At 71.7% G+C, this 23,526-nt stretch carries 22 protein-coding genes; 15 read left to right on the forward strand and 7 right to left on the reverse strand.

The genetic code is table 11. The annotated features are described in order from the left end of the window. Positions 1 to 132 precede the first annotated feature (132 nt). Positions 133 to 1,335 carry an amino acid deaminase/aldolase gene (locus OG905_RS32860; RefSeq protein WP_328679903.1) on the reverse strand — a complete coding sequence of 401 codons (1,203 nt, stop codon included), beginning with the start codon at positions 1,333 to 1,335 and terminating at the stop codon, positions 133 to 135. A 685-nt stretch (positions 1,336 to 2,020) separates the two neighbouring features. Between OG905_RS32860 and OG905_RS32865 the strand changes: the two genes are divergently transcribed. Both OG905_RS32865 and mycP read left to right on the forward strand, forming a co-directional pair. After that, entirely contained in the window at positions 2,021 to 3,160 is a 1,140-nt protein-coding gene (locus tag OG905_RS32865) for a hypothetical protein (RefSeq protein WP_328679904.1), read from the forward strand. Next, a complete protein-coding gene (gene mycP / locus OG905_RS32870; RefSeq protein ID WP_328679906.1) occupies positions 3,157 to 4,335 on the forward strand; it encodes a type VII secretion-associated serine protease mycosin in 1,179 nt (392 codons plus the stop codon). The genes OG905_RS32865 and mycP overlap by 4 nt, the downstream gene beginning before the upstream one ends. On the opposite strand, the gene OG905_RS32875 is transcribed toward mycP, so the two are convergent. Next, on the reverse strand, positions 4,322 to 5,020 hold the full coding sequence (locus OG905_RS32875) for a serine hydrolase (protein WP_328679907.1): 699 nt from the start codon (positions 5,018 to 5,020) through the stop codon (positions 4,322 to 4,324). The two genes, mycP and OG905_RS32875, sit on opposite strands and share 14 nt — an antisense overlap. A 136-nt stretch (positions 5,021 to 5,156) precedes the next feature. Between OG905_RS32875 and OG905_RS32880 the strand changes: the two genes are divergently transcribed. Further along, a complete protein-coding gene (locus tag OG905_RS32880; protein ID WP_328679909.1) occupies positions 5,157 to 5,936 on the forward strand; it encodes an SseB family protein in 780 nt (259 codons plus the stop codon). Positions 5,937 to 5,954: 18 nt separating this feature from the next. Here the strand turns inward: OG905_RS32880 and OG905_RS32885 are convergent, their stop codons facing one another. After that, complete coding sequence (locus tag OG905_RS32885) at positions 5,955 to 6,317, reverse strand: DUF1844 domain-containing protein (RefSeq protein ID WP_266478368.1); 363 nt, start codon at positions 6,315 to 6,317, stop codon at positions 5,955 to 5,957. A gap of 349 nt (positions 6,318 to 6,666) precedes the next feature. Between OG905_RS32885 and infC the strand changes: the two genes are divergently transcribed. The 10 genes from infC to OG905_RS32935 all read left to right on the forward strand — a co-directional run bounded on the left by infC (position 6,667) and on the right by OG905_RS32935 (position 18,025). Next, positions 6,667 to 7,338, forward strand: a complete 672-nt coding sequence (gene infC / locus OG905_RS32890) for a translation initiation factor IF-3 (RefSeq protein WP_328679911.1) — start codon at positions 6,667 to 6,669, stop codon at positions 7,336 to 7,338. A gap of 119 nt (positions 7,339 to 7,457) precedes the next feature. Beyond that, complete coding sequence (gene rpmI, locus OG905_RS32895) at positions 7,458 to 7,652, forward strand: 50S ribosomal protein L35 (protein ID WP_142216133.1); 195 nt, start codon at positions 7,458 to 7,460, stop codon at positions 7,650 to 7,652. Between the two features lie 101 nt (positions 7,653 to 7,753). After that, a complete protein-coding gene (gene rplT / locus OG905_RS32900; protein WP_266478373.1) occupies positions 7,754 to 8,146 on the forward strand; it encodes a 50S ribosomal protein L20 in 393 nt (130 codons plus the stop codon). Positions 8,147 to 8,688: 542 nt separating this feature from the next. Then, entirely contained in the window at positions 8,689 to 9,528 is an 840-nt protein-coding gene (locus OG905_RS32905) for a TrmH family RNA methyltransferase (RefSeq protein ID WP_328679915.1), read from the forward strand. A gap of 98 nt (positions 9,529 to 9,626) precedes the next feature. Next, positions 9,627 to 10,748 carry a sensor histidine kinase gene (locus OG905_RS32910; protein WP_328679917.1) on the forward strand — a complete coding sequence of 374 codons (1,122 nt, stop codon included), beginning with the start codon at positions 9,627 to 9,629 and terminating at the stop codon, positions 10,746 to 10,748. Between the two features lie 126 nt (positions 10,749 to 10,874). Next, positions 10,875 to 12,002, forward strand: a complete 1,128-nt coding sequence (pheS, locus tag OG905_RS32915; protein ID WP_142216129.1) for a phenylalanine--tRNA ligase subunit alpha — start codon at positions 10,875 to 10,877, stop codon at positions 12,000 to 12,002. Then, positions 12,002 to 14,515 carry a phenylalanine--tRNA ligase subunit beta gene (gene pheT / locus OG905_RS32920; protein WP_328679920.1) on the forward strand — a complete coding sequence of 838 codons (2,514 nt, stop codon included), beginning with the start codon at positions 12,002 to 12,004 and terminating at the stop codon, positions 14,513 to 14,515. The genes pheS and pheT overlap by 1 nt, the downstream gene beginning before the upstream one ends. Before the next feature lie 179 nt (positions 14,516 to 14,694). Continuing rightward, complete coding sequence (locus OG905_RS32925; protein WP_328679922.1) at positions 14,695 to 15,807, forward strand: PP2C family protein-serine/threonine phosphatase; 1,113 nt, start codon at positions 14,695 to 14,697, stop codon at positions 15,805 to 15,807. A 295-nt stretch (positions 15,808 to 16,102) separates the two neighbouring features. Beyond that, positions 16,103 to 17,443, forward strand: coding sequence for a transcriptional regulator (locus tag OG905_RS32930; RefSeq protein WP_328679924.1), 1,341 nt, complete (start codon positions 16,103 to 16,105; stop codon positions 17,441 to 17,443). A 51-nt stretch (positions 17,444 to 17,494) separates the two neighbouring features. Then, positions 17,495 to 18,025 carry an NUDIX hydrolase gene (locus OG905_RS32935; protein WP_266478394.1) on the forward strand — a complete coding sequence of 177 codons (531 nt, stop codon included), beginning with the start codon at positions 17,495 to 17,497 and terminating at the stop codon, positions 18,023 to 18,025. Between the two features lie 9 nt (positions 18,026 to 18,034). Here the strand turns inward: OG905_RS32935 and OG905_RS32940 are convergent, their stop codons facing one another. Together OG905_RS32940 and OG905_RS32945 are read right to left on the reverse strand one after the other, a co-directional pair. Next, positions 18,035 to 18,292, reverse strand: coding sequence for a hypothetical protein (locus tag OG905_RS32940; RefSeq protein ID WP_324982598.1), 258 nt, complete (start codon positions 18,290 to 18,292; stop codon positions 18,035 to 18,037). 132 nt (positions 18,293 to 18,424) lie between these two features. Continuing rightward, the gene (locus OG905_RS32945) at positions 18,425 to 19,285 is read right to left on the reverse strand and encodes a 3-hydroxybutyryl-CoA dehydrogenase (RefSeq protein WP_328679930.1); all 861 of its coding nucleotides are present in this window, start codon (positions 19,283 to 19,285) and stop codon (positions 18,425 to 18,427) included. A 181-nt stretch (positions 19,286 to 19,466) separates the two neighbouring features. Between OG905_RS32945 and OG905_RS32950 the strand changes: the two genes are divergently transcribed. Continuing rightward, positions 19,467 to 20,729, forward strand: a complete 1,263-nt coding sequence (locus tag OG905_RS32950) for a glycoside hydrolase family 10 protein (protein WP_328679932.1) — start codon at positions 19,467 to 19,469, stop codon at positions 20,727 to 20,729. 1 nt (position 20,730) lies between these two features. Here the strand turns inward: OG905_RS32950 and OG905_RS32955 are convergent, their stop codons facing one another. Both OG905_RS32955 and OG905_RS32960 read right to left on the reverse strand, forming a co-directional pair. After that, positions 20,731 to 20,922, reverse strand: coding sequence for a DUF1918 domain-containing protein (locus OG905_RS32955; RefSeq protein WP_328679933.1), 192 nt, complete (start codon positions 20,920 to 20,922; stop codon positions 20,731 to 20,733). A 101-nt stretch (positions 20,923 to 21,023) separates the two neighbouring features. Beyond that, complete coding sequence (locus OG905_RS32960; protein WP_328679934.1) at positions 21,024 to 21,995, reverse strand: DMT family transporter; 972 nt, start codon at positions 21,993 to 21,995, stop codon at positions 21,024 to 21,026. On the opposite strand from OG905_RS32960, the gene OG905_RS32965 reads away from it, so the two are divergent. Continuing rightward, complete coding sequence (locus OG905_RS32965) at positions 21,994 to 23,493, forward strand: aminotransferase-like domain-containing protein (protein WP_328679936.1); 1,500 nt, start codon at positions 21,994 to 21,996, stop codon at positions 23,491 to 23,493. The two genes, OG905_RS32960 and OG905_RS32965, sit on opposite strands and share 2 nt — an antisense overlap. Positions 23,494 to 23,526 lie beyond the last annotated feature (33 nt).

Genomic DNA, 23,526 nt, shown 5'->3' on the forward strand with positions numbered 1-23,526 from the left:
GTTGTCGTCAGTCGCCGACGCTCCGCGTGGGCTCTTTCCTCCGCCTTGCGATCGCACGCACCAGACGCCGCCAGGCCCGCCCTCCGGGCGGACGACGCTACTTTGAAGACACTCCCTAGGGCTGCTCGCCTTTTACAGGAAGGTCTGGCCCTCGCCCCGATAGGTGGGCGCCGTCCCCGTCACACGGTCGCCCTCGATCAGGTGCAGCGTGTCGAAGCGCTCGCACAACTCCCCGGCCTTGGCGTGCCGGAACCACACCTTGTCGCCGATCAGCAGATCGTCGGCGGGTGAGCCGAGCAGCGGGGTCTGCACCTCGCCGGGGCCCTCCTGCGGGTCGTAACGCAGCCCTTCCGGGAGGTACGGCACGGGCAGCCGGTCCGCGCCCGCGGCACCCGAGGCGGGATACCCGCCGCCGAGCACGGTCACCACGCCCACGCCGGGCCTGCGCACCACGGGCTGCGCGAAAAGGGCGGCCGGACGCCCCGTGAACGACGTGTAGTTGTCGAACAGCCTCGGGACATACAGCCCGGAGCCCGCGGCGATCTCGGTCACCGCGTCCTCGGCCGCCGTGTGCTGGACGCTGCCGGTGCCGCCGCCGTTCACGAACTCCAGGTCCGGCGTCACCGCCCGCACCGCACGCACCACGGCCGCCCGCCGCTCCGCCAGCTCCCTGCGGGCCGCCGCCTGCATCAGCCTGATCGCCCGTGAGCGCAGCGGACGGCCCGCGAGCGAGTCGCCGACACCGGCGACATGCCCCTCGTACGCCATCAGCCCCACCAGCCGGAAGCCCGGGCGGCGCGCGATCGAACGAGCCAGCTCGGCCAGCTGGGCGGGCTCACGCAGCGGCGAACGGCGCGCCCCGATCCGTACCCGACCGCTCAGCAGCTGCAGCGCGGTGTCGAGTTCCAGACAGACCCGGATCTCCTCCTTGCCGCCGGCGCGCGAGCGGTCGATCAGTTCGAGCTGAGCCGCGTCGTCGACCATCACGGTCACGGCGGCAGCGAGCTTCGGATCAGCCGCGAGCTCGGCGAAACCGGACCGGTCCGCGGACGGGTAGGCCAGCAGTACGTCGTCGAACCCGGCCCGTGCCAGCCACAGCGACTCGTCCAGCGTGAACGACATGATTCCCGCGAAACCGTCCCGCGCCAGGACCCGCTCCAGCAGCGCCCGGCAGCGTACGGATTTGCTCGCCACCCGGATCGGCTTGCCGCCCGCTCTGCGCACCAGGTCGTCGGCGTTCGCGTCGAACGCGTCTAGATCGACGACCGCGAGCGGCGCGTCGAGATGGGCGGTGGCCCTGTCGTAGCGGGCCCGGTCAGCGGCAAGGGGCGTCATGGCCCGAGCTTGCCAGACCCGATTACCGCAGGGTAGGGGGATGTTCTGGGCAGATCCGCCCGGACCCCCGGTCTCGTTGCCGCCGGGTGCGTTCGAGCCCGTAGAGTGACGCACACGCGGTGACGAACGGGCCTGCCCCGAAAGGCGATCCGTTGGTGTACGTGGACGAGGAACAGGGGGCGGGATGAGCACGGAGGCGCAGCGCCCTTCCGGCTCTGCCTCGTCTCAGCCCGACGACGGGGAGACGACGCCCGGCGCCTCGCGCATCACGGATGCGCTGGTCCCGCCGGAGACGGCCCCGAAGGAACTGCGCATCTCGGGCATCGCCAAGCTCCTGCCCCCGGACCCGGGCGACGACGACCGAGCTGGGGCCCCGAGTACGCCCGCGGCCGCACGCCCGGCGCCTTCGACGGCACCCGCCGTCGGTCGCGCTGACGCCGACGGACCTCGTCGCCCCGCGCCCGCTACGCCGGTCCCGGCTCCTGACGGCCGTCCCGGTCCTGCTGGTGGAGCCGGTCGCCCGGCGCCCTCGACGCCCGCGGCCGGTCGCCCCGAAGCCGACGGACCTCCTCGCCCGTCCGCCTCCGACGCGTCGCCGAGTACGCCCTCCACCGGGGCCCGCCCGCCCGCCGCCGGGCGTTCCGAGGCGCCCCGGCCCGCACCCACCGCCGCCCCGTCACCGAGCGTGCCCGTACACCGGCCGCCGACCGGTACACCCCCGCGTCCCGAGCCGACCCCGAGCGCCCCCGCGTCCCAGCCGCCGGCCGCCATACCCCCGCGTCCCGACGTACCGCCCGCGCGGCCGTCCGCCGGCGCGGAGCCGCCCGTCGCACCCGTCGAGACCACCGCCAGGCTGCGGCCCATCGCCGCGCCCCGCTCCGCACCCCTGCCGCCCGAGGCCCCGCCGCGGCCCGTCGTCGCCCCCGCCCGCCGCAGGCCCGTCGGTTCCGTCGACCTCACGCCTCCCGCACCCGGCACACGCCCCGCGCACCCGGGACCCGCCGCCTACTCCTGGGTGCCGCCGGAGACCCCGGCCGAAATGACCACCCGGCTCCGCCCCGTACGGACCCGGCGCCCGGCACGGACCATCGGCGCCCTCGCCTGTGTCGTCCTCGGCCTCGGGCTGATCGGCGGCGCCGCCACCGGCAGCTGGCTGACCGGCGACTCGAGTGCGGACCCCAGCGCCCGCACCGGCTACACCGAGACCCGGACGCTGTGGCACAGCGTCCCCGTGGACACGCTCTTCCCCCGCACCCTCAGGGGCGAGGGCGCAGGACCCGGCGGCGCGGACCGCGTCTGGACGCGGATCGCCGTCGCGCCGGACGGCCCCTGCGCACCCGCACTCGACCCGCTGCTGCTCAAGACGCTCCAGCCGGTCGGCTGCGTCCGGGTGCTGCGCGCCACCTACACCGACGCCACCGCGAGCAGTGTCACCACGGTCGGAATGATCTTCACTGAGGCCGACGCGGAAGCGATGGGCACACTGAACTCCCGTTTCACCGAGCAGGGTCTCGACGAGCGCCACGATCTGATGCCCCGCACCCTCCCCTCCAAGGGCACCGCCGCCGCAGGCTTCGGCGACCGGCAGCGCGCGAGCTGGACGGTCAGCGTCCTGACCGAGATGCCCGTCGTCGTCTACGCCGTGTCCGGCTTCGCCGACGGACGCACCGTCACCGACCCGCTGCCCGCCGCCGAGGCCAAGGCGGAGGGCGCGACGTCGGCGCCGGCGCAGGCGGGCCTCGGCCATGAGGCGACGGGCATCGCGGACCGGATCGAGGGCGGTCTGCGCAAGTCCGTCAGCACGGCCACGGAGAAGCCCGAATGAACCGCCGCCACCGCCACCGCCACCGCATCGCCGCGGCCCTCGCGGCCGCCGCCCTCGCCCTGCTCCCGGCGACGCCCGCGCACGCGGACGGTATCCGGGCCCAGCAGTGGGGCCTCGACGCCCTGCACACCGACCAGGCCTGGAACACCACCAAGGGCAAGGGCATCACCGTCGCGGTCCTGGACACGGGAGTCGACGACAGCCACCCCGACCTGGTCGGCTCGGTCCTGCCCGGCAAGGACTTCATCGGCTTCGGCGCCCAGCAGGGTGACCGCTCCTGGGCCCGGCACGGCACCGCGATGGCGGGCATCATCGCCGCCCACGGCCACGGCCTCGACGACGAGGAGGGCGTCATCGGCATCGCCCCCGAGGCCAAGATCCTCCCCGTCCGCGTCATCCTCGAAGGCACCGACAAGGCCCGCGAGAAGGCCCGCAAGACCCGCGGCAACGCCCTCGCCCAGGGCATCCGCTGGGCCGCCGACAACGGCGCGGACGTCATCAACCTCTCGCTCGGGGACGACAGCGAGTCCGCGCACCCGGAGGCCGGTGAGGACGCCGCCGTGCAGTACGCGCTCGCCAAGGGCTGCGTCGTCGTCGCCTCGGCCGGCAACGGCGGAGAGAAGGGCGACCACATCTCGTATCCCGCTGCCTACCCCGGTGTGATCGCCGTGACGGCAGTCGACCGCTTCGGCACGCACGCCGCCTTCTCCACCCGCCGCTGGTACGCCACGGTCAGCGCCCCCGGCGTCGACATCGTCATCGCCGACCCCGACCGGGAGTACTACCAGGGCTGGGGCACCAGTGCCGCGTCCGCCTTCGTCTCCGGCGCGGTCGCCCTGGTGCGCGCGGCCCATCCCGCTCTCACCCCGGCCCAGATCAAGAAGCTCCTCGCGGACACCGCCCGCAACGGCCCCAAGGGGGGACGCGACGATGCCAAGGGCTACGGCAGCGTCGACCCGGCCGCCGCGATCAAGGCGGGCGCGAAGCTGCGCCCCGCGGATCTGAAGGCCGCATCCGCGGGCTTCGGCAAGCAGTACTTCGGCCCGGGCCCCGCCCGCGCGGACAAGGACTCGGAACCGGCCGCCTGGCTCGCCCCGCTCGCGGGCGGCATGGGCGTGCTGGTGCTGCTGGGCGCGGCCGCCCTCTGGCGCGGCGGCCCGGTCAGAGGGAACTGACCGCTTTCCGCGCCGCCGCCTCGACGAGCGCGATGCCCGCCTCCTTCGTCGCATGCCCGTCCGAGAGCACCGCCACCAGGCAGACTCGGCCGTCCACCGAGACCCGGCCGATGCTGTTGACGTCCCACAGCCCGGTGGCGGTCCGTGGCATCCAGCCGTTCTTGAGCGCCCAGCCGCTACCGGCCGCCGACACCCCCCAGTCCTGGTCCGTCGAGATCTGCTCCATCAGCCCCTGCAGATACGTACGTGATGCCTCGCTCAGCACCGAGTCCGTACCGAACACGGTCTGAAGCAGAGCGAGTTGATCGCGGGCGGTGGTCTGCGTCAGCCCCCAGGCATCGGCCCCGGCCGTCTCGGTGAGACCGAGCCGCTCATTGGCCGCGTCGAGCCCCTGCGCCCCGCCGATCGTCCCCCACAGCGCCGTGGCCGCCGTGTTGTCGCTGAGTCGGATCATGGCGGCTGCCTGCGTCTTCTCTTGTGCGGTGAGCGAACGGCCCGCGTCCTGCACCGCGAGCAGCAGAGCCGCCAGGATGTCGACCTTGACGATGCTCGCGGTGTCGTACGTCTCCTCGCCGTACACCGCGCTCTCCCCGCTCGCGGTGTCGAGCACCGCGACCGACAGCGACGCGCCGGACCGGGCGAGGACCGGCTCGACCGCGGCGGCGAGCACCGTATCGAGATCCACGGTGACCTCCGCTGGCTCGGGACTCCACGACGGGGACTCGGGCGGCGGGGCCGACGATACGGCGCGGGGCGCGGCCTGTGTCCAACATTCGGGTCCGGTGAGAAATCGCCGGAGCGGGGGCGGCTAGGCTCGTCGCGTGGCGCTCAAGAACATCCCTGACCCCGGTTTCTCCGACGACGACGGCACGGCCGATCCCCGGCTGACCGCGGCCCTCGCCGCGTGGTCCGCCGACCGCACGGCCGAGGGGCCGGTGCTCGAAGCCCTCAAAGGGGCCCGGCTGCTCGTCCCGGTCGTCGCCGTCCTAGGCGAGGTCGAGGAGGACGATCAGGGGGGCCGCGAAGCGTCAGGCAAGGGTGGTGGTGGGAGACGGGTGGGCGGTCTGCGCCGTGAGAAGACCAGCGACATGGCCGTGCCCACCCTGACGGCAGGCGACCGCCGGGCGCTGCCCGCCTTCACCTCGATCGCCTCACTCGCCCGCTGGGACCCTGAGGCGCGGCCCGTCGCCGTGCCGCTCCATCAGGCGCTCCAGGCGGCCGCGCACGAGAAGGCCGACACGCTCGTACTCGACCTGGCCGGGCCCGTCACGTACCAGCTGGCCGGCCGTGCGCTGCTCGCCCTTGCGGAGGGGCGCACCAGTACGGACCCGCTCCACGACCCGGCCGTCACGACGGCTGTACGGGACGCGGTGGCGGCCGAACCCGGGGTGCTCCGCGCCCATCTGGGCCCGGGCGGCGCGGACGGCACCCTCGCCCTGGTTCTCTCGGCGGACGCCGACCCGGCCCGGTCGGCCCGCCGCGTCGCCGAGGCGCTGGCGGCCGACGACGTACTGAGGGCCCGCCTGGTGCGTGGCCTCGACCTGGCACTGCTGCCGGCCGAGGCGTCGCTTCCGGGCGAGCCCCTGTTCGTACGTGAGTAGCGGTTGCCGTCGTAGCGGCTAGCCGTAGACCGGACCGGTGTACTTCTCGCCCGGACCCTGGCCCGGCTCGTCCGGGACCAGCGAGGCCTCGCGGAAGGCCAGCTGCAGCGACTTGAGTCCGTCGCGCAGCGGCGCCGCGTGGAAGGAGCTGATCTCCGTCGCGCTGGCGTCCATCAGGCCGGCCAGCGCATGGACCAGCTTCCGGGCCTCGTCCAGGTCCTTGTGGTCGGCGCCGTCCTCGGTCAGACCGAGCTTCACGGCCGCCGCGCTCATCAGGTTCACCGCGACCGTGACGATCACCTCGACGGCGGGGACCTCGGCGATGTCGCGGGTCATGTCGTCGAAGCCGGGGGACTCATTGGGTGTGGTCGCGTCACTCATGACCCACACGATATGCCCCGGCGCCCGGCGCCCGGTCCCGGCCACCGGTTAGCCCGTTCCGGCCAGAGCTGCTAACCTTGTGTAACGACCGGCCGGACACGTGTGTGCCCGGCCCACAAGTGGAGGCTCCGATCTCCCACCTGGCTGTCCTCCGGGACGGCGGGTCACCGGTCAGGCGGCGCCCATCGTTCCGTACGGACGATGGAGCCACCCGATAAGCCCCGCGGTTGCACGCGGCGGTGTTCCGGTATTCCAGGAGCTCCCGCCTGTGTTCCGTCCGGGGCATTTTTGACGTTCCGGTGCGGTTGGTCCAACAAACAGACGTTACGCGGCTGCCTGCCAGCCAGCCGTGTGGTGCTACCGAGGAGGATCCATCAGCGCCGAGCCCCGCATCAACGACCGGATTCGCGTTCCCGAAGTGCGACTTGTCGGTCCCAGCGGCGAGCAGGTCGGGATTGTTCCGCTTGCCAAGGCCCTTGAGCTTGCTCAGGAGTACGACCTCGACCTCGTCGAGGTGGCGGCGAACGCCCGCCCGCCCGTGTGCAAGCTCATGGACTACGGGAAGTTCAAGTACGAGTCGGCCATGAAGGCCCGTGAGGCGCGCAAGAACCAGGCGCACACGGTCATCAAGGAGATGAAGCTCCGGCCGAAGATCGACCCGCACGACTATGACACCAAGAAGGGTCACGTCGTCCGGTTCCTCAAGCAGGGTGACAAGGTCAAGATCACGATCATGTTCCGTGGTCGTGAGCAGTCCCGCCCCGAGCTTGGCTTCCGCCTGCTGCAGCGTCTCGCTTCCGACGTCGAGGACCTCGGATTCATCGAGTCGAACCCCAAGCAGGACGGCCGGAACATGATCATGGTTCTCGGCCCGCACAAGAAGAAGACCGAGGCCATGGCCGAGGCACGTGAGGCTCAGGCCGCCCGCAAGGCGGAGCGCCAGGGCTACGCGAACGAGGGGACCTCGGACGAGGCTGCCGAGGCTCCGGCCGAAGCACCCGCCGAGACTTCCGAGGCGTGACCTGAGGGGCGGCCATCCAGGCGCCCCGGGTCCCGCCCGGAACCACAAACCAAGATCTGACGCTCCTGTTGTCCGGTGTCCGCACCGGGGGAGCGCCACTGACGAGGAGATACGGCGCGATGCCGAAGAACAAGACGCACAGCGGTGCCAAGAAGCGCTTCAAGATCACCGGCTCCGGCAAGGTGCTCCGTGAGCGCGCCGGCAAGCGCCACCTGCTCGAGCACAAGTCGTCCAAGCTGACGCGTCGCCTCACCGGCAACGCCGAGATGGCCCCGGGTGACTCGAAGACCATCAAGAAGCTTCTCGGCAAGTGACGTTCGTGTCCCCGGTCCCCGGGGACACACGCCGAGACCGGGACCAATTCGTTTCCGGGCCGTGTGAGTCCAACCGCGGCCCCGCTACAAGGAGTTAACAAGTGGCACGCGTCAAGCGGGCAGTCAACGCCCACAAGAAGCGCCGGGCAATTCTCGAGGCCGCCAGCGGTTACCGCGGTCAGCGTTCGCGCCTGTACCGCAAGGCCAAGGAGCAGGTCACCCACTCTCTGGTCTACAACTACAACGACCGCAAGAAGCGCAAGGGCGACTTCCGTCAGCTGTGGATCCAGCGCATCAATGCCGCTGCCCGCCAGAACGGCATGACGTACAACCGCCTCATCCAGGGTCTGAAGGCCGCCAACATCGAGGTGGACCGCAAGATCCTGGCCGAGCTGGCGGTCAACGACGCCAACGCGTTCGCCGCGCTGGTCGAGGTTGCGCAGAAGGCGCTTCCGAGCGACGTCAACGCGCCGAAGGCCGCGTCGGCGGCCTGACGGCCGCGCCGAGCCGACCGGACCCGCAGGCCTTCGGCCTGCGGGTCCGGCGTGTTTGGCCTCGCTTCGGGGGCGCGCCTCCTGCCCCGGTCGGCCTGCGGGCGGCCCGGGACGTGTGCGTGGCCCGTACGGGACTGCCGCCCGCTCCGGCAGGGACCGCCTCCGGCATGGGTGGCCGAGCCGCGCCCCCGCCCCGGTCGGCCTGCGGGTCTGCCGGTACGGGCGCGGGCTTTCGCGTGGCACGTACGGGACTGTCCGCCCCGGCGGGTGTGTCCCATCCGGACCCGCCCCCCAGGGGGCGAGTCGCCGGACGGTGGCCCCGGACCTACGCGGGCCCGCGCGGGACGCCCGGTCGGCCGGCGGCGGCCGTCTGGTACGCGCCAGGGACCGACCCCGGCCCGCGCGTCCGGGATGGCCCGCCCCCGGCGGTCCGGCCGAGACCTCCCGCACCCCGCCGGTGCGGCCCGACCGGTGCCGCCACCCACCACCCCCGCAGGCGCGTCCGGGACACTCCCGGACCTGAGTCAGAGAGCCGCAGGCACATGCCTACTCCCGAGCTGATCTCCCCGCGATCCCCGCGCGTCACCGCCGCACGGCGGCTGGCCAGGCGTGCCTTCCGGAGCAAGGAGCGCCTGTTCATCGCCGAGGGGCCGCAGGCCGTGCGCGAGGCCGTCGCGCACCGCGGGCCGGGCGGTGGGCCCACCCTCGTGGAGCTGTTCAGCACCGTCGAGGCAGCCGAGCGGTACGCGGACATCGTGGATGCCGCCCGGGCCGCCGGAGTCCGGGTGCACTACGCGTCCGACGCCGTCCTCGCCGAGGTCTCGCAGACCGTCACCCCGCAGGGTCTCGTCGGCGTGTGCCGTTTTCTCGACTCGCCCTTCGAGGAGATCCTCGCGGCCCGGCCGAAGCTCGTCGCCGTACTCGCGCACGTACGCGACCCCGGCAACGCGGGCACGGTGCTGCGCTGTGCGGACGCCGCCGGCGCCGACGCCGTCGTCCTGACCGACGCGTCCGTGGACCTGTACAACCCCAAGTCCGTACGCGCTTCGGTCGGTTCGCACTTCCATCTGCCCGTCGTCGTCGGCGTCCCCGTCGAAGAGGCGGTGCAGGGACTGCGCGACGCCGGAGTGCGCGTACTGGCGGCCGACGGCGCGGGCGATGACGACCTCGACGACGAGCTGGACGCGGGCACCATGGGCGGACCCACCGCGTGGATCTTCGGCAACGAGGCCTGGGGGCTTCCCGAGGAGACCCGCGCGCTCGCCGACGCCGTCGTGCGCGTCCCCATCCACGGAAAAGCCGAAAGTCTGAACCTCGCGACCGCCGCAGCCGTATGCCTCTATGCCTCGGCGCGCGCCCAGCGCGCAGGCAGTGCTCGCTGAGCTCGAGTACTCGCTCAGGGGGTCCGCTCCGTCACTTCCAGCTAGTAGGGTGACGGGCTCGGGGGCCCACTGCACAGGCGGAGAGGTGGGGTACGGGGATGGCTGTCGGGACGAGCAGGCCCGCGGAGACACACGGGGCATTGCTGTGCCGTTCCAGCGGCCCCGAGGCGCTCGGCATCGACCCCGACGACCTCCCCGACGGACTGGTCGTCGCCGACGAAACCGGCCGGGTGATCTGCTTCAACGACGCGGCCGTCAGGATCACGGCCGTCGCCAAGGCCGATGCGCTCGATCACCCGCTGGAGACCGCGCTGCCGCTGGAGGACCTCAAGGGCCGCCGCTGGTGGACGCTGACCGATCCGTACGGCGGACTCGCCACCCGCGTCGGCCAGCCCGAGCGCAATCTGCTGCTGCCAGGCGGCCGCGAAGTCCTCGTCTCCGCGCGCTATGTGCGCGAGCGCCCCACCGGGCCGATACGCCGCCTGGTCATCAGCCTGCGGGGCACCGAAGCCCGGCGCCGCACCGAACGCAGCCACGCCGAGCTGATCGCCACCGTCGCCCATGAGCTGCGTTCGCCGCTGACCTCCGTCAAGGGCTTCACCGCGACGCTCCTGGCCAAGTGGGAACGCTTCACCGACGACCAGAAGCGGCTCATGCTGGAGACCGTCGACGCCGACGCCAGCCGCGTCACCCGGCTCATCGCCGAACTGCTCGACATCTCCCGTATCGACTCCGGCCGGCTCGAAGTACGCCGTCAGCCCATCGACATCGCGGCGGCCGTCGGACGCCACATCCAGGCACACATAGCCAGCGGCCAGTCTCCTGACCGCTTCTTCGTCCGCATCCAGCGCCGACTGCCCGATCTGTGGGCCGACCCCGACAAGATCGACCAGGTGCTCGGCAATCTGCTGGAAAATGCGGTGCGCCACGGCGCCGGAACGGTCACCATCGAGGTGGCGCCGGCAGCGGCGAAGGACGACGAGAAGGGTACGGCCGTCACCGTGAGCGACGAAGGCCCCGGCATCCCCGAGGAGTCGATGGGGCGCGTCTTCACCCGCTTCTGGCGGGGGAGCAAGCGCGGCGGCACGGGCCTGGGCCTCTACATCGTCAAGGGCATCGTCGAGGCGCACGGCGGGACGATCACCGTCGGCCGCGGACCAGGCGGCGGCGCCGAGTTCCGATTTATTCTGCCCGTCGGCGCCCCGGCCTACCTGGCCTGAGCGGCCCGCGGGCTCATTCGCCACTCCACACCCCGTTAGACTCGGCCTTTGGCACCTTTGCGTCCTCGGTCCGTCCCAGGTCGACGAGCGGGGGCCCCAGCCAGCCCATCGGAAGTACGGGAAGAGATGTCCGCACCCAATAAGTCGTACGACCCTGTTGAGGTCGAGGCACTGAAACCGGAAGAGATCGAGCGCATGCGGGACGAGGCGCTCGCCGCCTTCGCCGCAGCGGGCGACCTCGAAGAGCTCGCTCACGCGAAGGTCGCGCACACCGGCGGTGCCTCGCCGCTCGCGCTCGCCAACCGGGAGATCGGCGCCCTGCCGCCGCAGGCCAAGGCCGAGGCCGGCAAGCGCGTGGGCCAGGCCCGCGGCGCCGTGAGCAAGGCGCTGGCCGCCCGCCAGGCCGAGCTGGAGGCCGAGCGCGACGCCCGGGTGCTCGTCGAGGAGGCGGTCGATGTCACGCTGCCCCACGACCGCGTCCCGGCCGGCGCCCGCCACCCGCTGACCACGCTCATGGAGCGGCTCGAGGACATCTTCGTATCCATGGGATACGAGGTCGCCGAGGGCCCCGAGGTCGAGGCGGAGTGGTTCAACTTCGACGCCCTGAACTTCGTGCCCGACCACCCGGCCCGGCAGATGCAGGACACCTTCTTCGTCCAGGGCCCCAAGGGCACCGTCGACGACGAGTCCGGCATCGTGCTGCGTACGCACACCTCCCCGGTGCAGGCCCGCACGCTGCTCGACCGCGAGCCGCCGGTCTATGTCGTCGTACCCGGCCGCGTGTACCGCACCGACGAGCTGGACGCGACGCACACCCCGGTCTTCCACCAGATCGAGCTGCTGGCCGTCGACGAGGGCCTGACCATGGCCGACCTCAAGGGCACCCTGGACCACATGGTCCAGGCGCTCTTCGGCAGGGACATGAAGACGCGGCTGCGCCCGAACTTCTTCCCCTTCACCGAGCCGTCCGCCGAGATGGACATGGTCTGCTACGTGTGCCGCGGCGAGTCCGTCGGCAACCCGGACCGGCCCTGCCGCACCTGCGGCAGCGAGGGCTGGATCGAGCTCGGTGGCTGCGGCATGGTCAACCCGAAGGTGCTCATCGCCTGCGGCGTCGACCCCCAGAAGTACAGCGGATTCGCCTTCGGGTTCGGCATCGAGCGGATGCTGATGTTCCGCCACAACGTCGAAGACATGCGAGACATGGTCGAGGGTGACGTCCGGTTCACCCGGCCGTTCGGGATGGAGATCTGATGCGGGTCCCGCTTTCTTGGCTGCGGGAGTACGTCGACCTGCCGGCGACGGAGACCGGCCGTGACGTCCAGGCCAAGCTCGTTGCCGCCGGCCTCGAGGTCGAGACCGTCGAGCAGCTCGGCGCCGGGCTCAAGGGCCCCCTCGTCGTCGGCAAGGTCCTCACCATCGAGGAACTGACGGAGTTCAAGAAGCCCATCCGCTTCTGCACCGTCGACGTCGGCCAGGCCAACGGCACCGGTGAGCCGCAGGAGATCGTCTGCGGCGCGCGCAACTTCTCCGTCGGCGACAAGGTCGTCGTGGTCCTGCCGGGCGCCATCCTGCCCGGCGACTTCGCGATCGCCGCGCGCAAGACGTACGGCAAGACCTCGCACGGCATGATCTGCTCCGGCGCCGAGCTCGGCATGGGCGACGACGGCAGCGGCGGCATCATCGTGCTGCCGCCGGAGTACGAGGTCGGCACCGACGCCATCGAGCTGCTCGAGCTGGTCGACGAGGTCCTCGACATCGCGGTCACGCCCGACCGCGGCTACTGCCTCTCGATGCGCGGAGTCGCCCGCGAGACCGCCATCGCCTACGGGCTGCCGCTGCGCGACCCGGCGCTACTCGACGTCCCCGCCCCGAACTCGTACGGCTACGTGGTGAAGGTCGCCGACCCGATCGGCTGCGACCGCTTCACCGCGCGCACCGTCGTCGGCCTGGAGCCCGAGGCCCGCTCCCCGATCTGGCTGCAGCGCAGGCTGCAGAAGGCCGGAATGCGCCCGATCTCGCTCGCCGTCGACGTCACCAACTACGTGATGCTCGAGCTCGGCCAGCCGCTGCACGCCTACGACCGCTCCCGTCTCGACGGGCCGATCGGGGTGCGCCGCGCCGAGCCCGGCGAGAAGCTCACCACCCTCGACGGAGTCCAGCGGGTGCTGGACGCCGAGGACCTGGTGATCACCGACAACCGCGGTCCGATCGGTCTCGCGGGCGTCATGGGCGGCGCCAACACCGAGATCGCCGACCACGACGACGAGGCCGGTGCCACCACCGGGGTCGTCATCGAGGCCGCGCACTTCGACGCGATCTCCATCGCCCGTACCGCGCGTCGGCACAAGCTGGCCTCCGAGGCGTCCAAGCGCTTCGAGCGCGGCGTCGACCCGCAGGCCGCGGCCGCCGCGGCCCAGCGGACCGTGGACCTGCTGGTACTGCTCGCGGGCGGCACCGCCGAGGCCGGGGTCACCGAGATCGTCGCCCCGTCCGCGCCCCGCACGATCACCATGCCGTCGGACCACCCCGACCGTGTCGCGGGTGTCGGCTACGGTCGCGAGACCGTCGTACGCCGCCTCCAGGAGGTCGGCTGCGACGTCTACGGACAGGACGAGCTGGTCGTCACCGTCCCGTCCTGGCGTCCCGACCTCGTCGAGCCGAACGACCTCGCCGAGGAAGTCATTCGTCTCGAGGGGTACGAGAACCTCCCCTCGACGCTGCCCAAGCCCCCCTCGGGCCGCGGGCTCACCGAACGGCAGCGGCTGTACCGCCGCGTCGGCCGGGCGCTGGCCGGTGCCGGTTATGTCGAGGCGCTGAACTACCCGTTCATCGGCGAGCAGGTCCTCGACCAGCTCGACATCCCGGCGGACGACGAGAGCCGCCGCCTGGTCAAGCTGGTCAACCCGCTCTCCGACGAGGAGCCCGCGCTGCGCACGACGCTGCTGCCCGGGCTGCTCGGCGCGCTGCGCCGCAACGACGGCCGCGGCAGCCACGACCTGGCGCTCTTCGAGACCGGCCTGGTCTTCCGGGCTCCCGAGAAGGAGGGCATCGCGGTCCGGCTGCCGGTCCACCGCCGTCCGACCGACGAGGAGATCGCCGGTCTGAGCGGAGTGCTGCCCGTGCAGCCGCGCCATGTCGCGGTCGTGCTCACCGGTGCCCGCGAGCAGGCCGGCTGGTGGGGCAAGGGCCGCCCGGCCGACTGGGCCGACGCGGTCGAGTCCGCCCGCGCGGTAGCCCGCGAGGCCGTGGCCGAACTGATCGTCCGCCAGGGGCAGTACGGTCCGTGGCACCCGGGCCGCTGCGCCGAGCTGGCCGTGGTGATCGACGGAGTGGAGCAGACCGTCGGTTACGCAGGTGAGCTTCACCCGCGCGTGGTCAAGGCGCTGCATCTGCCCGCGCGCAGCTGTGCGATGGAGCTGAACCTGGACCTGCTGGAGCGCTCCTCCCAGGGCGCCCTCCAGGCGCCGCGGATCTCCACCTTCCCGGTGGCGACCCAGGACGTCGCGCTGGTCGTGGACCACAGCGTTCCGGCCGCCGAGGTCGAGCGGGTGCTCAGGGAAGGCGCGGGTGAACTGCTGGAGTCCATCCGGCTGTTCGACGTCTTCACCGGTGAGCAGATCGGCGAGGGCAAGAAGTCACTGGCGTACGCGCTGCGGTTCCGTGCCGCCGACCGGACGCTGACGGTCGAGGAGGCATCGGCCGCCCGTGACGCCGCCGTGGCGCTGGCCGCCGAGCGCACGGGGGCGGTCCTGCGCGGAGCCTGACTGCGTGTGGATATGCCGTACCGCCTGATGAGGGGCTCACCCGGACCACCGGGTGAGCCCCTCACTCATTCGGGTGAGAACGCGGGGCGACGTTCCCGCAGGGCCTGATCGATCGACAGAATCGACGCGGCCGTAGGGGCCTGCCTGCGCGCCGGAGGGCCTACGAGGGGACCATCCGCATGATCCGTTACAGGTCTGGGGGTCCCTTGCGGACCCCGCGGCGGGCGAGGGCAGCGCACGTCGGCGGCTCACGGATCAGACGACTGCTGCCTCTGCTGCTTCCCGCCGCGTGGGGCGTCGCCGCTCTGATCTGGAGGGTCGTCTGGCCGCCGGACCAGCCGGAGAGTCTTGTCCGGCGGATCGTCACCGCCGTCGTCTTCTTCGCCGTGGGCACCGGTTTTGTGCTGGGCATCCGGCGGGAGCTGAGCCGCGAGCTCAGGCGGGTGCGCGAAGTCGCCCATGCCGCACAGCGGGTGCTGCTGCGGCCGCTGCCACCGCGCCTGGACGGTCTGGCGCTCGCCGCCGGGCAGCTCTCGGTGAGCCGCGGCGCTGCGGTCGGCGGTGATCTGTACGAGGCGGTGGCCACTGAGTACGGCGTGCGGATCGTCATCGGCGATGTCCGGGGTCATGGCCTGGCCGCGATAGGGGCGGTCGCCGCGGTGCTCGGCAGCTTTCGGGAGGCCGCCCACGACGAGCCCGAACTGGGCGGTGTGCTCGGCCGGTTGGACCGGGCGGTCCAGCGGCATCTGCGGGAGCGTGGCATGGACGAGCATCCGGCGGCCGGCGGAGGTGAGCCCGACTGCCCGTCGGCGGAGGAGTTCGTCACCGTACTGCTGCTGGAGATCGGTCCCGACGGAAGCCTGGTGGCTCTCAACTGCGGTCACCCCTGGCCCTATCGGCTCGGCTGCCACGGGGTGTCGCCGCTCGCCTGTGTGGATCCGCTGCCACCCGTTGGCCTGTTTCCGCTGCCCGCCGAGCTGCCGGTGCACCGGTGCGCGCGGCTGCTTCCCGGTGAGGCGCTGTTCCTGCACACGGACGGGGCGGCGGACGCCCGTGACGCGTCGGGGAAGTTCTTCGCTCTGGAAGCCGTGCTCGCCGAGGCGGCGCTCGGCTCGCCGGTCTCGCCCGCCGCCGTGATCACCACCGTTCACTCGCAGTTGCTGCGGCACACCCGTGGGCGGCTCGCCGACGATGTGGCGCTGCTGGTGCTGCGCAATGACCGCTCCCGGGTGCCGGCGCAGTGCGGGGACGCCACACTGCGCCGTACCCGGCGGGAACCCTCCAATCGATAGCCGTCACCTGCAGCCATGTGCAGCTTCGGCAACCAAGGGATTGCCGTGCGGCCGGCGCCGCCCGCCCTGCCGCGGAGTGTCGGGCAGATCAGCAGGGCAGACGACGCGATCGAGGGCCGCCGCACTGTACGAGGGGGAGCCGGCGGCCCGGCCGCCTCTGTGAGAGGCATTTCAGTCAACCGGGGTGTGCGGTACGGCGGCAGAGCGCGCGAGGCACAGATCGGGGCACTTGGTTCACACCCCGTGCGAATCCCCCTCCACTACGCTGAGGCCACCGAGCCACCGGAGTTGCCCCATGCAGCCCAACACCCTGCTCGACGCCCTGCTCGACGAGGCGGGTATCTCCAACGCGGGTCTCGCCGCCCGCGTCAACCAGGCGGGCCGGGCACGAGGCCTGTCGCTGCGCTACGAACACACGGCCGTAGCACGCTGGTTGAAGGGCCAACGTCCGCGCGGCCAGGTGCCCGACCTGATCTGTGAGGTCCTCGCGGGCCGGCTGCACCGGGCCATAACGCTCGGCGACATCGGTCTCGGCGGGCCCGGCGAGCTCGACACACCGCCCGGCTCGCCGCTGTGCGGCTTCGTGGAGCGCGCCACCGCACTGTGGCGCTGCGACGAACAGCAGCGGCCGCACATCATCGAGGCGCCCGCCGTCACCGGCACCCCCGCCGTGATGCCCGTATGGGAGTGGGAGAACCCGCCGGAGGACTCCGACGTCTCGCGCTCGGGGCAGACCCGCGTCAGCATGGCCGACATCAAGATGCTGCGGGCCGCACGGGCGCACTACGAGCTGATGTACCGCAAGGCGGGCGGCATCGCGACCCGCGCCCGCATCGTCGGCTTTCTCAACGCCGAGACCGCGCCGCTGCTGCGCGGCGGCTACAGCGACGCGCTGGGCCGCCAACTGCACCGGGCGACGGGCGGGCTGGTGGCGGTGGCCGGTATCTGCGCCTACGACTCCGACGCGCACGGTCTCGCCCAGCGCTACTTCCATCAGGCGCTGCGGCTCGCAAAGGCCAGCGGGGACAGGGGACTTGGCGCGTATGTCATCGCGCTGCTGGTCAACCAGGCGCTGTTCATGGCCGAGCACCGGCAGGCGGTGGCCTTCGCGGAGGCGGCCCTGCGGGCGGCCGGGCAGCAGATCACCCCGGCGCTGGCCGCCGATCTGTACGCGATGCAGGCCAAGGCCTACGCGCATCTCGGCGACGGCAGCAGCGCGCTGCGGTGCATCCGGCGGGCCGAACTGGAGGCGGAACGGATCCGTCCGGGGTATGAGCCGGACGAGACGGGCTATGTCCAGCCGGGCCTGGTGAACGTCCAGGTCGCGGAGGCCCTGCTGAGTCTCGGTGATCTCCCGGCCGCGCGCGCGCACGCCGCGGCTGCCGTCGACACCCCCGCGCACGACCGCGGCCGGGTCCACCGGCTCGCCATGCTCAGCCAGATCGAGCTGCGCCAGGGCGAGGTGGACCGGGCGGCGAACACGGCCGCGGAGATGGTGGAGCGGGCGAGGGGGATGGAGTCGCAGCGTCTGAGGGACCGGCTGCGCGCGGTGCGGGAGCATCTCGTGGCGAGCGGTTGCACGAACGCGGACGAGGCGGCCGAACTCATCGACGGGGCACTGCGCGTTCCCCTCTGACCTAGCTCCTGCTGCGATATTGCCATCTACTTGTCGGAAGGTGGCAGAAAAGTGCAGTGGACGAACTTAAGCGAACAAACTGTGTATGAAAACCGCTGGTTCAGGGTCAACCTGGCAGACGTCGTACTCCCCGACGGCCGACACCTGGACCACTTCCTCATACGGCTCCGCCCGGTCGCCGTCGCGACCGCGGTCAACCGGGCCAACGAGGTGCTGATGCTCTGGCGGCACCGCTTCATCACCAACAGCTGGGGCTGGGAGCTCGCCGCGGGGGTCGTCGAGGACGGCGAGGACATCGAGGCCGCGGCCGCCCGGGAGATGGAGGAGGAGACGGGCTGGCGCCCGGGCCCCCTCCAGCACCTGATGACCGTCGAGCCGTCCAACGGCCTCACCGACGCTCGGCACCATCTCTACTGGTCCGAGGACGCGACGTACATCGGGCACCCCGAGGACGACTTCGAGTCCTCGCGCCGCGAATGGATACCGCTCAAGCTGGTCCCGGACATGATCGCCCGGGGTGAGGTCCCGGCCGCCAACATGGCGGCCGGGCTGCTGATGCTTCACCATCTGCGGCTGGGCTGACCTCAACAGCTAGTGTCCGAGCGCCTGCCAGACCGCCACCGCCAGCGCTCCGAGCGCGGTCAGCGCGGCCACGGCGGGCAGCGGCCACCTGGCGTGCTCGAGTGCCCCGACGCGCGCGGCCAGATCGGTGAGATCGCGGTCGATCTGGTCGTTGCGCTGTGCGAGCAGTGCCAGATGCCCGTCGATACGGGCGAGGCCGACGTCGAGGCAGCGGCGTAACTCGGCGAACTCCTCGACGACCACTAAATGATCAGGGTCGGTGGTCACGGATTCAACTCCTCTTCGGAAGGTTGTACAGCGGACCCTTGGTTGAGCGGAACCGAGTCAACTCTCCCTGATAGGAGGGCGGGAGCGTGTGCGCAGGGCATATGCGGGCACGCCCCGCACACTCCGTGTGAATCAGGAGTACGGATAGAACCCGGAGCCCGACTTGCGGCCGAGGCGACCCGCGTCCACCATCCGCTGCAGCAGCGGGGGAGCGGCGTACAGCGGCTCCTTGAACTCCGCGTACATCGAGTCGGCGACCGAGGCCACGGTGTCCAGACCGATCAGGTCGGAGAGCTTGAGCGGACCCATCGGGTGGGCGCAGCCCAGCTCCATGCCGTTGTCGATGTCCTCGCGGCTGGCGATGCCCGACTCGAACATCCGGATCGCGGACAGCAGATACGGGATGAGCAGGGCGTTCACCACGAATCCTGAGCGGTCCTGGGCGCGGATCGGGTGCTTGTCGAGCACCTGCTGCACCACGGCCTCGGAGCGCTTGATCGTCTCCTCGGAGGTGGTGAGCGCCGGGATCAGCTCGACGAGCTTCTGGACCGGGGCCGGGTTGAAGAAGTGGATGCCGATGACCTGGTCCGGGCGGGAGGTCGCGACGGCGAGCTTCACCAGCGGGATGGAGGAGGTGTTGGAGGCGAGGATCGCGTCCTGCCGGGTCACCACCTGGTCGAGCACCTGGAAGATCTCGGTCTTGACCTGCTCGTTCTCCACGACGGCCTCGATGACGAGATCGCGGTCGGCGAACTCCCCGAGGTCGGTGGTGAAGCTGAGGCGCGCCAAGGTCGCGTCGCGCTCCTCCTCAGTGATCTTGCCGCGTTCGGCGGCCTTCGAGAGGGAGTTGTAGAGGCGGGTGCGACCGATCTCCAGGGCCTCGCCCGTGGTCTCGGCGACCTTCACCTCGAGGCCGCTGCGGGCGCACACCTCCGCGATGCCCGCGCCCATCTGGCCGCAGCCCACCACTCCGACGCGTGCAATGTCGGCCATTGAGTCCGTCACCTCGTGCCTTTCGCTGATTCGTGCGGCGAGTCCCCCGTGTGATTCCGGCGCCCGCCTCGACCCCCCGACGTTACTCCGGATGTATGCGTGGACCACGGCTAGGGGGTGTCCTTCGGCGGGCATGCTGTGCGGATACGACGGTCGGCAGCGAGGGAGCTGAGGGCGGCATATGGGGCGGATCGGGAGAAGAGGATTCGTGATGACGGCGGCCGGAGCCATGGCCGCACTGGCGACAGCTGGGGACGCGACTCCTGGGGACGCGGCAGCGCAGTCCGCGGCACAGGCGTCGAGGCGGTATGCGACAGCCCGGGAGTTCCGCGGGATGTGGATCGCGACCGTCGCCAACCGTGACTGGCCCTCCGCGCCCGGCCTCACCCCGGCACAGCAGCGAGCCGAACTCCGCGCCCATCTCGACACGGCGGTCGCCCGGAAGCTGAACGTCGTCGTCCTCCAGGTCAGGCCAACCGCGGACGCCCTGTGGCCATCACCGTACGAGCCCTGGACGCAGTACCTCACCGGATTACAGGGGCGAGACCCCGGCTGGGACCCGCTCGGCACCGCCGTGGCCGAGGCCCACCGGCGCGATCTACAGCTTCACGCCTGGTTCAATCCCTACCGCGTCGCCGTGCACACCGATCCGTCCCGGCTGGTCGAGAGCCACCCGGCCCGGGTGCACCCGGAGTGGGTGCTTCCGTACGGCGGAAAGCTGTACTACAACCCCGGCATTCCCGAGGTCCGCAGCTTCGTCCAGGACGCGATGATGGACGCCGTCCGCCGCTACGACATCGACGGCGTGCACTTCGACGACTACTTCTACCCCTATCCGGTCGCAGGCCAGGTCTTCGACGACGACGCGACCTACGCACGCTACGGCGCCGGTTTCCCCGACAAGGCCGTCTGGCGGCGCGACAACACCGACCGGCTGGTGCGCGAGATGGCCGACCGGATCAAGAAGTCCAGGAAGGGCATTCCCTTCGGGATCAGTCCCTTCGGAGTGTGGCGCAACGCCGCCACCGATCCGCGCGGCTCGGACACCGCGGCGGGCGTGCAGACCTACGACGATCTGCACGCCGACACCCGCAAGTGGGTCAAGAAGGGCTGGATCGACTACGTCGTCCCGCAGATCTACTGGAACATCGGGTTCCCGGTAGCCGATTACGCCCGGTTGCTCCCCTGGTGGAACGACGTCGTACAGGACACGGACGTCGATCTCTATGCGGGTGAGGCTCTCTACAAGGCGGGTGACCCCGCCCAGCCCGCGCCCTGGCAGGACCCCGCCGAGCTCTCACGCCATCTCACGCTGGCGCGCGCGTACGAAGGAGTGCGCGGGCACTGCTTCTTCTCGGCGAAGGAGGTCAGGACGGACCCGATCGGGGCGATGGCCAGGGTGGTGGCCGATCACTATCCGACCAGAGTGCGCCCGCCGGACTGAGTCAGGCCTGCTCGTGGTGGCGTACGACGGTGTCGGGGCCCGGGGACAGCAGAGCCTCGTGGCCGTCGTCGAAGCGCACCCGGTACGGGGGGTTGCCTTCCCGCCCCAGTACCTCGACGACTTCGGCGGTCTTGTCGTGCTGTCCCACGATCCTGCCGTGCACCAGCAGTGTGTCGCCCACGTTCGCTTGCATCGGGAGTGACCTCCTCGAAGGCGGTGGTCCGTGTTTCGAGTCTACGGCCGGGGCCGGGAGTTGCACCCCCGAGGCTCTGGGTCGTTCCCGGCGCCCGGTCGTCAGCTGCGGGACCGCTGGGTGACCGCGATACAGACCAGGACCGCGACAGCCGCGACCGGAGCGGCGGGGGAGAGCTGCTCACCGAGCAGCGACACCGACCAGACCAGGGTGAGCAGCGGCTGCGCGAGCTGGAGCTGGCTGGCCTTGGCGATGCCGATCGAGGCCATGCCCCGATACCAGACGTACAGACCGAAAAAGGTTGAACCGGCCGCGACCCAGGCGAGTCCGATCACGCCGTGCGCGGTGAGCCGGACCGGCTCGACGGACAGGGCGAGAGCCGAGCCCGCCAGGCTCAGCGGGAGGCAGAGGATCAGCGCCCAGCCGATCACGTGCCAGCCCGGCATCCGGCCGGCCAGCCTGCCGCCCTCGGTGTAGCCGGCCGCGCAGACCAGCAGCGCGCCGAAGAGATACAGATCGCCCCTCTGCAGTGCGCCGCCGCTCTGCTGCACGGTGAAGGCGATCACCACGGCCGCGCCGGCGAGCGCCGCCAGCCAGAAGGCGCGCGAGGGGCGGCGGCCGGTACGCAGCGCGGCGAAGGCGGCGGTCGTCAAGGGCAGCAGTCCCACGACCACGGCGGCATGCGAGGTGGTGGAGGTCCGCAGGGCCAGCGTGGTCAGCAGCGGAAAGCCGATGACCACACCGCCCGCCACCACGGCGAGGCCCGCCCAGCGGCGCGACTCGGGCAGCGGGACGCGCAGCGCCAGCAGAAAGCCACCCGCGACGACGGCCGCCAGGACGCTGCGTACGGCGACGAGCGACCAGGGGCCGAAGCTCTCCAGGCCCCAGACGGTGGACGGGAAGGTGAGCGAGAACGCGACGACGCCCAGCGCGGCGAGGAGCGTGCCGCTGCGTCCCGCGGCGGGGCTCCGGTACCGAGGTGCGAGGGCGTCGGCGCGGTCGGCCGTGGTGGCTTGCGCCGGGTCGGCGACCGCTATCGAGGTGCGTGCAGTAGCGCTATCCTGTGCCTTCATGTATGAGCGTAGCAGTGTCACGGAACTGGCGAACTCCCTGAAGCGTGAGCTCGACCGCTACTCACCGGGAGAGAAGCTGCCGTCGAGCCGGGCGCTGGTCGAGCGATACCGCGTCTCCCCGGTGACCGTCTCGCGCGCGATCGCCCAGCTCGCCGCCGAGGGTCTGGTCGTCACCCGCCCCGGCGCGGGAGCCTTCCGGGCGCAGCCCCGCACCGACACCGGCCCCGCGCACGGGGACACCTCCTGGCAGGAGGTCACCCTCAGTGCGGACGCGGCGACCGAGCTGGTGCCGCGTGCCGTGGACGCCTCCGGAGTCCTCGCGACGCTCGCCGCTCCGGCGCCGGGCGTGGTGGAGTTCAACGGCGGCTATCTGCACCACTCCCTCCAGCCGGAACGAGCCATGGCCGCCGCACTGGCCAGGGCCGGACGGCGGCCCGGCGCCTGGGGGCGGCCGCCCACCGACGGTCTGCCCGAGCTGCGCGAATGGTTCGCCCGCGGCCTCGGCGAAGGCTGCGGCGCGGCCGATGTGCTGATCACGGCCGGCGGCCAGTCGGCGCTGACCACCGCCCTGCGCGCGCTCGCCCCGCCCGGCGCCCCCGTCCTTGTCGAGTCACCCACCTACCCGGGCATGCTGGCGATCGCCCGCGCCGCCGGGCTGCGGCCGGTGCCCGTCCCGGTGGACGCCCAGGGGGTGCGTACGGAACTGCTCGCCGCCGCCTTCAAGGCCACCGGCGCCCGGGTCTTCGTCTGTCAGCCGCTCTTCCAGAACCCGACCGGTGCGGTGCTCGCGCCGGAGCGCCGCGGCGACGTGCTGCGCATCGCCCGCGACTTCGGGGCATTTGTCATCGAGGACGACTTCGCCCGCCGACTGGTCCACGAGGACGCGGGCCCGCTGCCCGGCCCGCTCGCCGCGGACGACCACGACGGAGTCGTCGTTCATGTCAGCTCCCTCACCAAGGTGACCTCGCCCAGCCTGCGGGTGGGCATGCTGGCGGCCCGCGGCCCGGTCCTTGAGCGGCTGCGCGCCATCCATGTCGTCGACACCTTCTTCGTGCCCCGCCCGCTCCAGGAAGCAGCTCTGGAGCTGGTCGGCTCACCGGCGTGGAATCGCCATCTGCGCGCCGTGGCCGCCGAGTTGAAGGCCCGACGTGACACCATGTCAGCCGCCCTGCGCCTCGTCCTGCCCGAACTCGCTCTCCCGCACATCCCGTCCGGCGGCTATCACCTCTGGCTGCGCCTCCCCGACGGCACGGACGAGGCGGCCCTGCTCTCCGCCGCCCTGCGCGCAGGCGTCGCCATCGCCACCGGCCGACCCTACTTCTGCGCCGAACCCCCCGCCGGTCATGTGCGGTTGGGCTTCGCGGGTGTGGCGGGCCCGGCCGAGATCGCCGAGGGTGTCCGAAGACTGCGCGCCGCCTGCGACGAGGTGCTCGGCCGACGGGCCGTCAGCAGCGACCCGGCAGAGCAGCCGCACCCCCCGGAAACCCGGCGGCGCTGAACCGGCGAAGCCCCCGCCAGGGCCGCGACCACC

Origin of the sequence: Streptomyces sp. NBC_00322 (genome assembly GCF_036147535.1) — a bacterium.
In the GTDB taxonomy this organism is placed as follows: domain Bacteria; phylum Actinomycetota; class Actinomycetes; order Streptomycetales; family Streptomycetaceae; genus Streptomyces.

Bases quoted from the DNA above. Each gene is read 5' to 3' on its own strand.
- OG905_RS32925 (WP_328679922.1), top strand. From the start codon at position 14,695: ATGATCCGTTACAGGTCTGGGGGTCCCTTGCGGACCCCGCGGCGGGCG.
- OG905_RS32930 (WP_328679924.1), top strand. From the start codon at position 16,103: ATGCAGCCCAACACCCTGCTCGACGCCCTGCTCGACGAGGCGGGTATC.
- OG905_RS32885 (WP_266478368.1), bottom strand. From the start codon at position 6,317: ATGAGTGACGCGACCACACCCAATGAGTCCCCCGGCTTCGACGACATG.
- pheS (WP_142216129.1), top strand. From the start codon at position 10,875: ATGTCCGCACCCAATAAGTCGTACGACCCTGTTGAGGTCGAGGCACTG.
- OG905_RS32960 (WP_328679934.1), bottom strand. From the start codon at position 21,995: ATGAAGGCACAGGATAGCGCTACTGCACGCACCTCGATAGCGGTCGCC.
- OG905_RS32950 (WP_328679932.1), top strand. From the start codon at position 19,467: ATGGGGCGGATCGGGAGAAGAGGATTCGTGATGACGGCGGCCGGAGCC.
- mycP (WP_328679906.1), top strand. From the start codon at position 3,157: ATGAACCGCCGCCACCGCCACCGCCACCGCATCGCCGCGGCCCTCGCG.
- OG905_RS32860 (WP_328679903.1), bottom strand. From the start codon at position 1,335: ATGACGCCCCTTGCCGCTGACCGGGCCCGCTACGACAGGGCCACCGCC.
- rpmI (WP_142216133.1), top strand. From the start codon at position 7,458: ATGCCGAAGAACAAGACGCACAGCGGTGCCAAGAAGCGCTTCAAGATC.
- OG905_RS32945 (WP_328679930.1), bottom strand. From the start codon at position 19,285: ATGGCCGACATTGCACGCGTCGGAGTGGTGGGCTGCGGCCAGATGGGC.
- OG905_RS32955 (WP_328679933.1), bottom strand. From the start codon at position 20,922: ATGCAAGCGAACGTGGGCGACACACTGCTGGTGCACGGCAGGATCGTG.
- OG905_RS32910 (WP_328679917.1), top strand. From the start codon at position 9,627: ATGGCTGTCGGGACGAGCAGGCCCGCGGAGACACACGGGGCATTGCTG.
- OG905_RS32905 (WP_328679915.1), top strand. From the start codon at position 8,689: ATGCCTACTCCCGAGCTGATCTCCCCGCGATCCCCGCGCGTCACCGCC.
- pheT (WP_328679920.1), top strand. From the start codon at position 12,002: ATGCGGGTCCCGCTTTCTTGGCTGCGGGAGTACGTCGACCTGCCGGCG.
- OG905_RS32965 (WP_328679936.1), top strand. From the start codon at position 21,994: ATGTATGAGCGTAGCAGTGTCACGGAACTGGCGAACTCCCTGAAGCGT.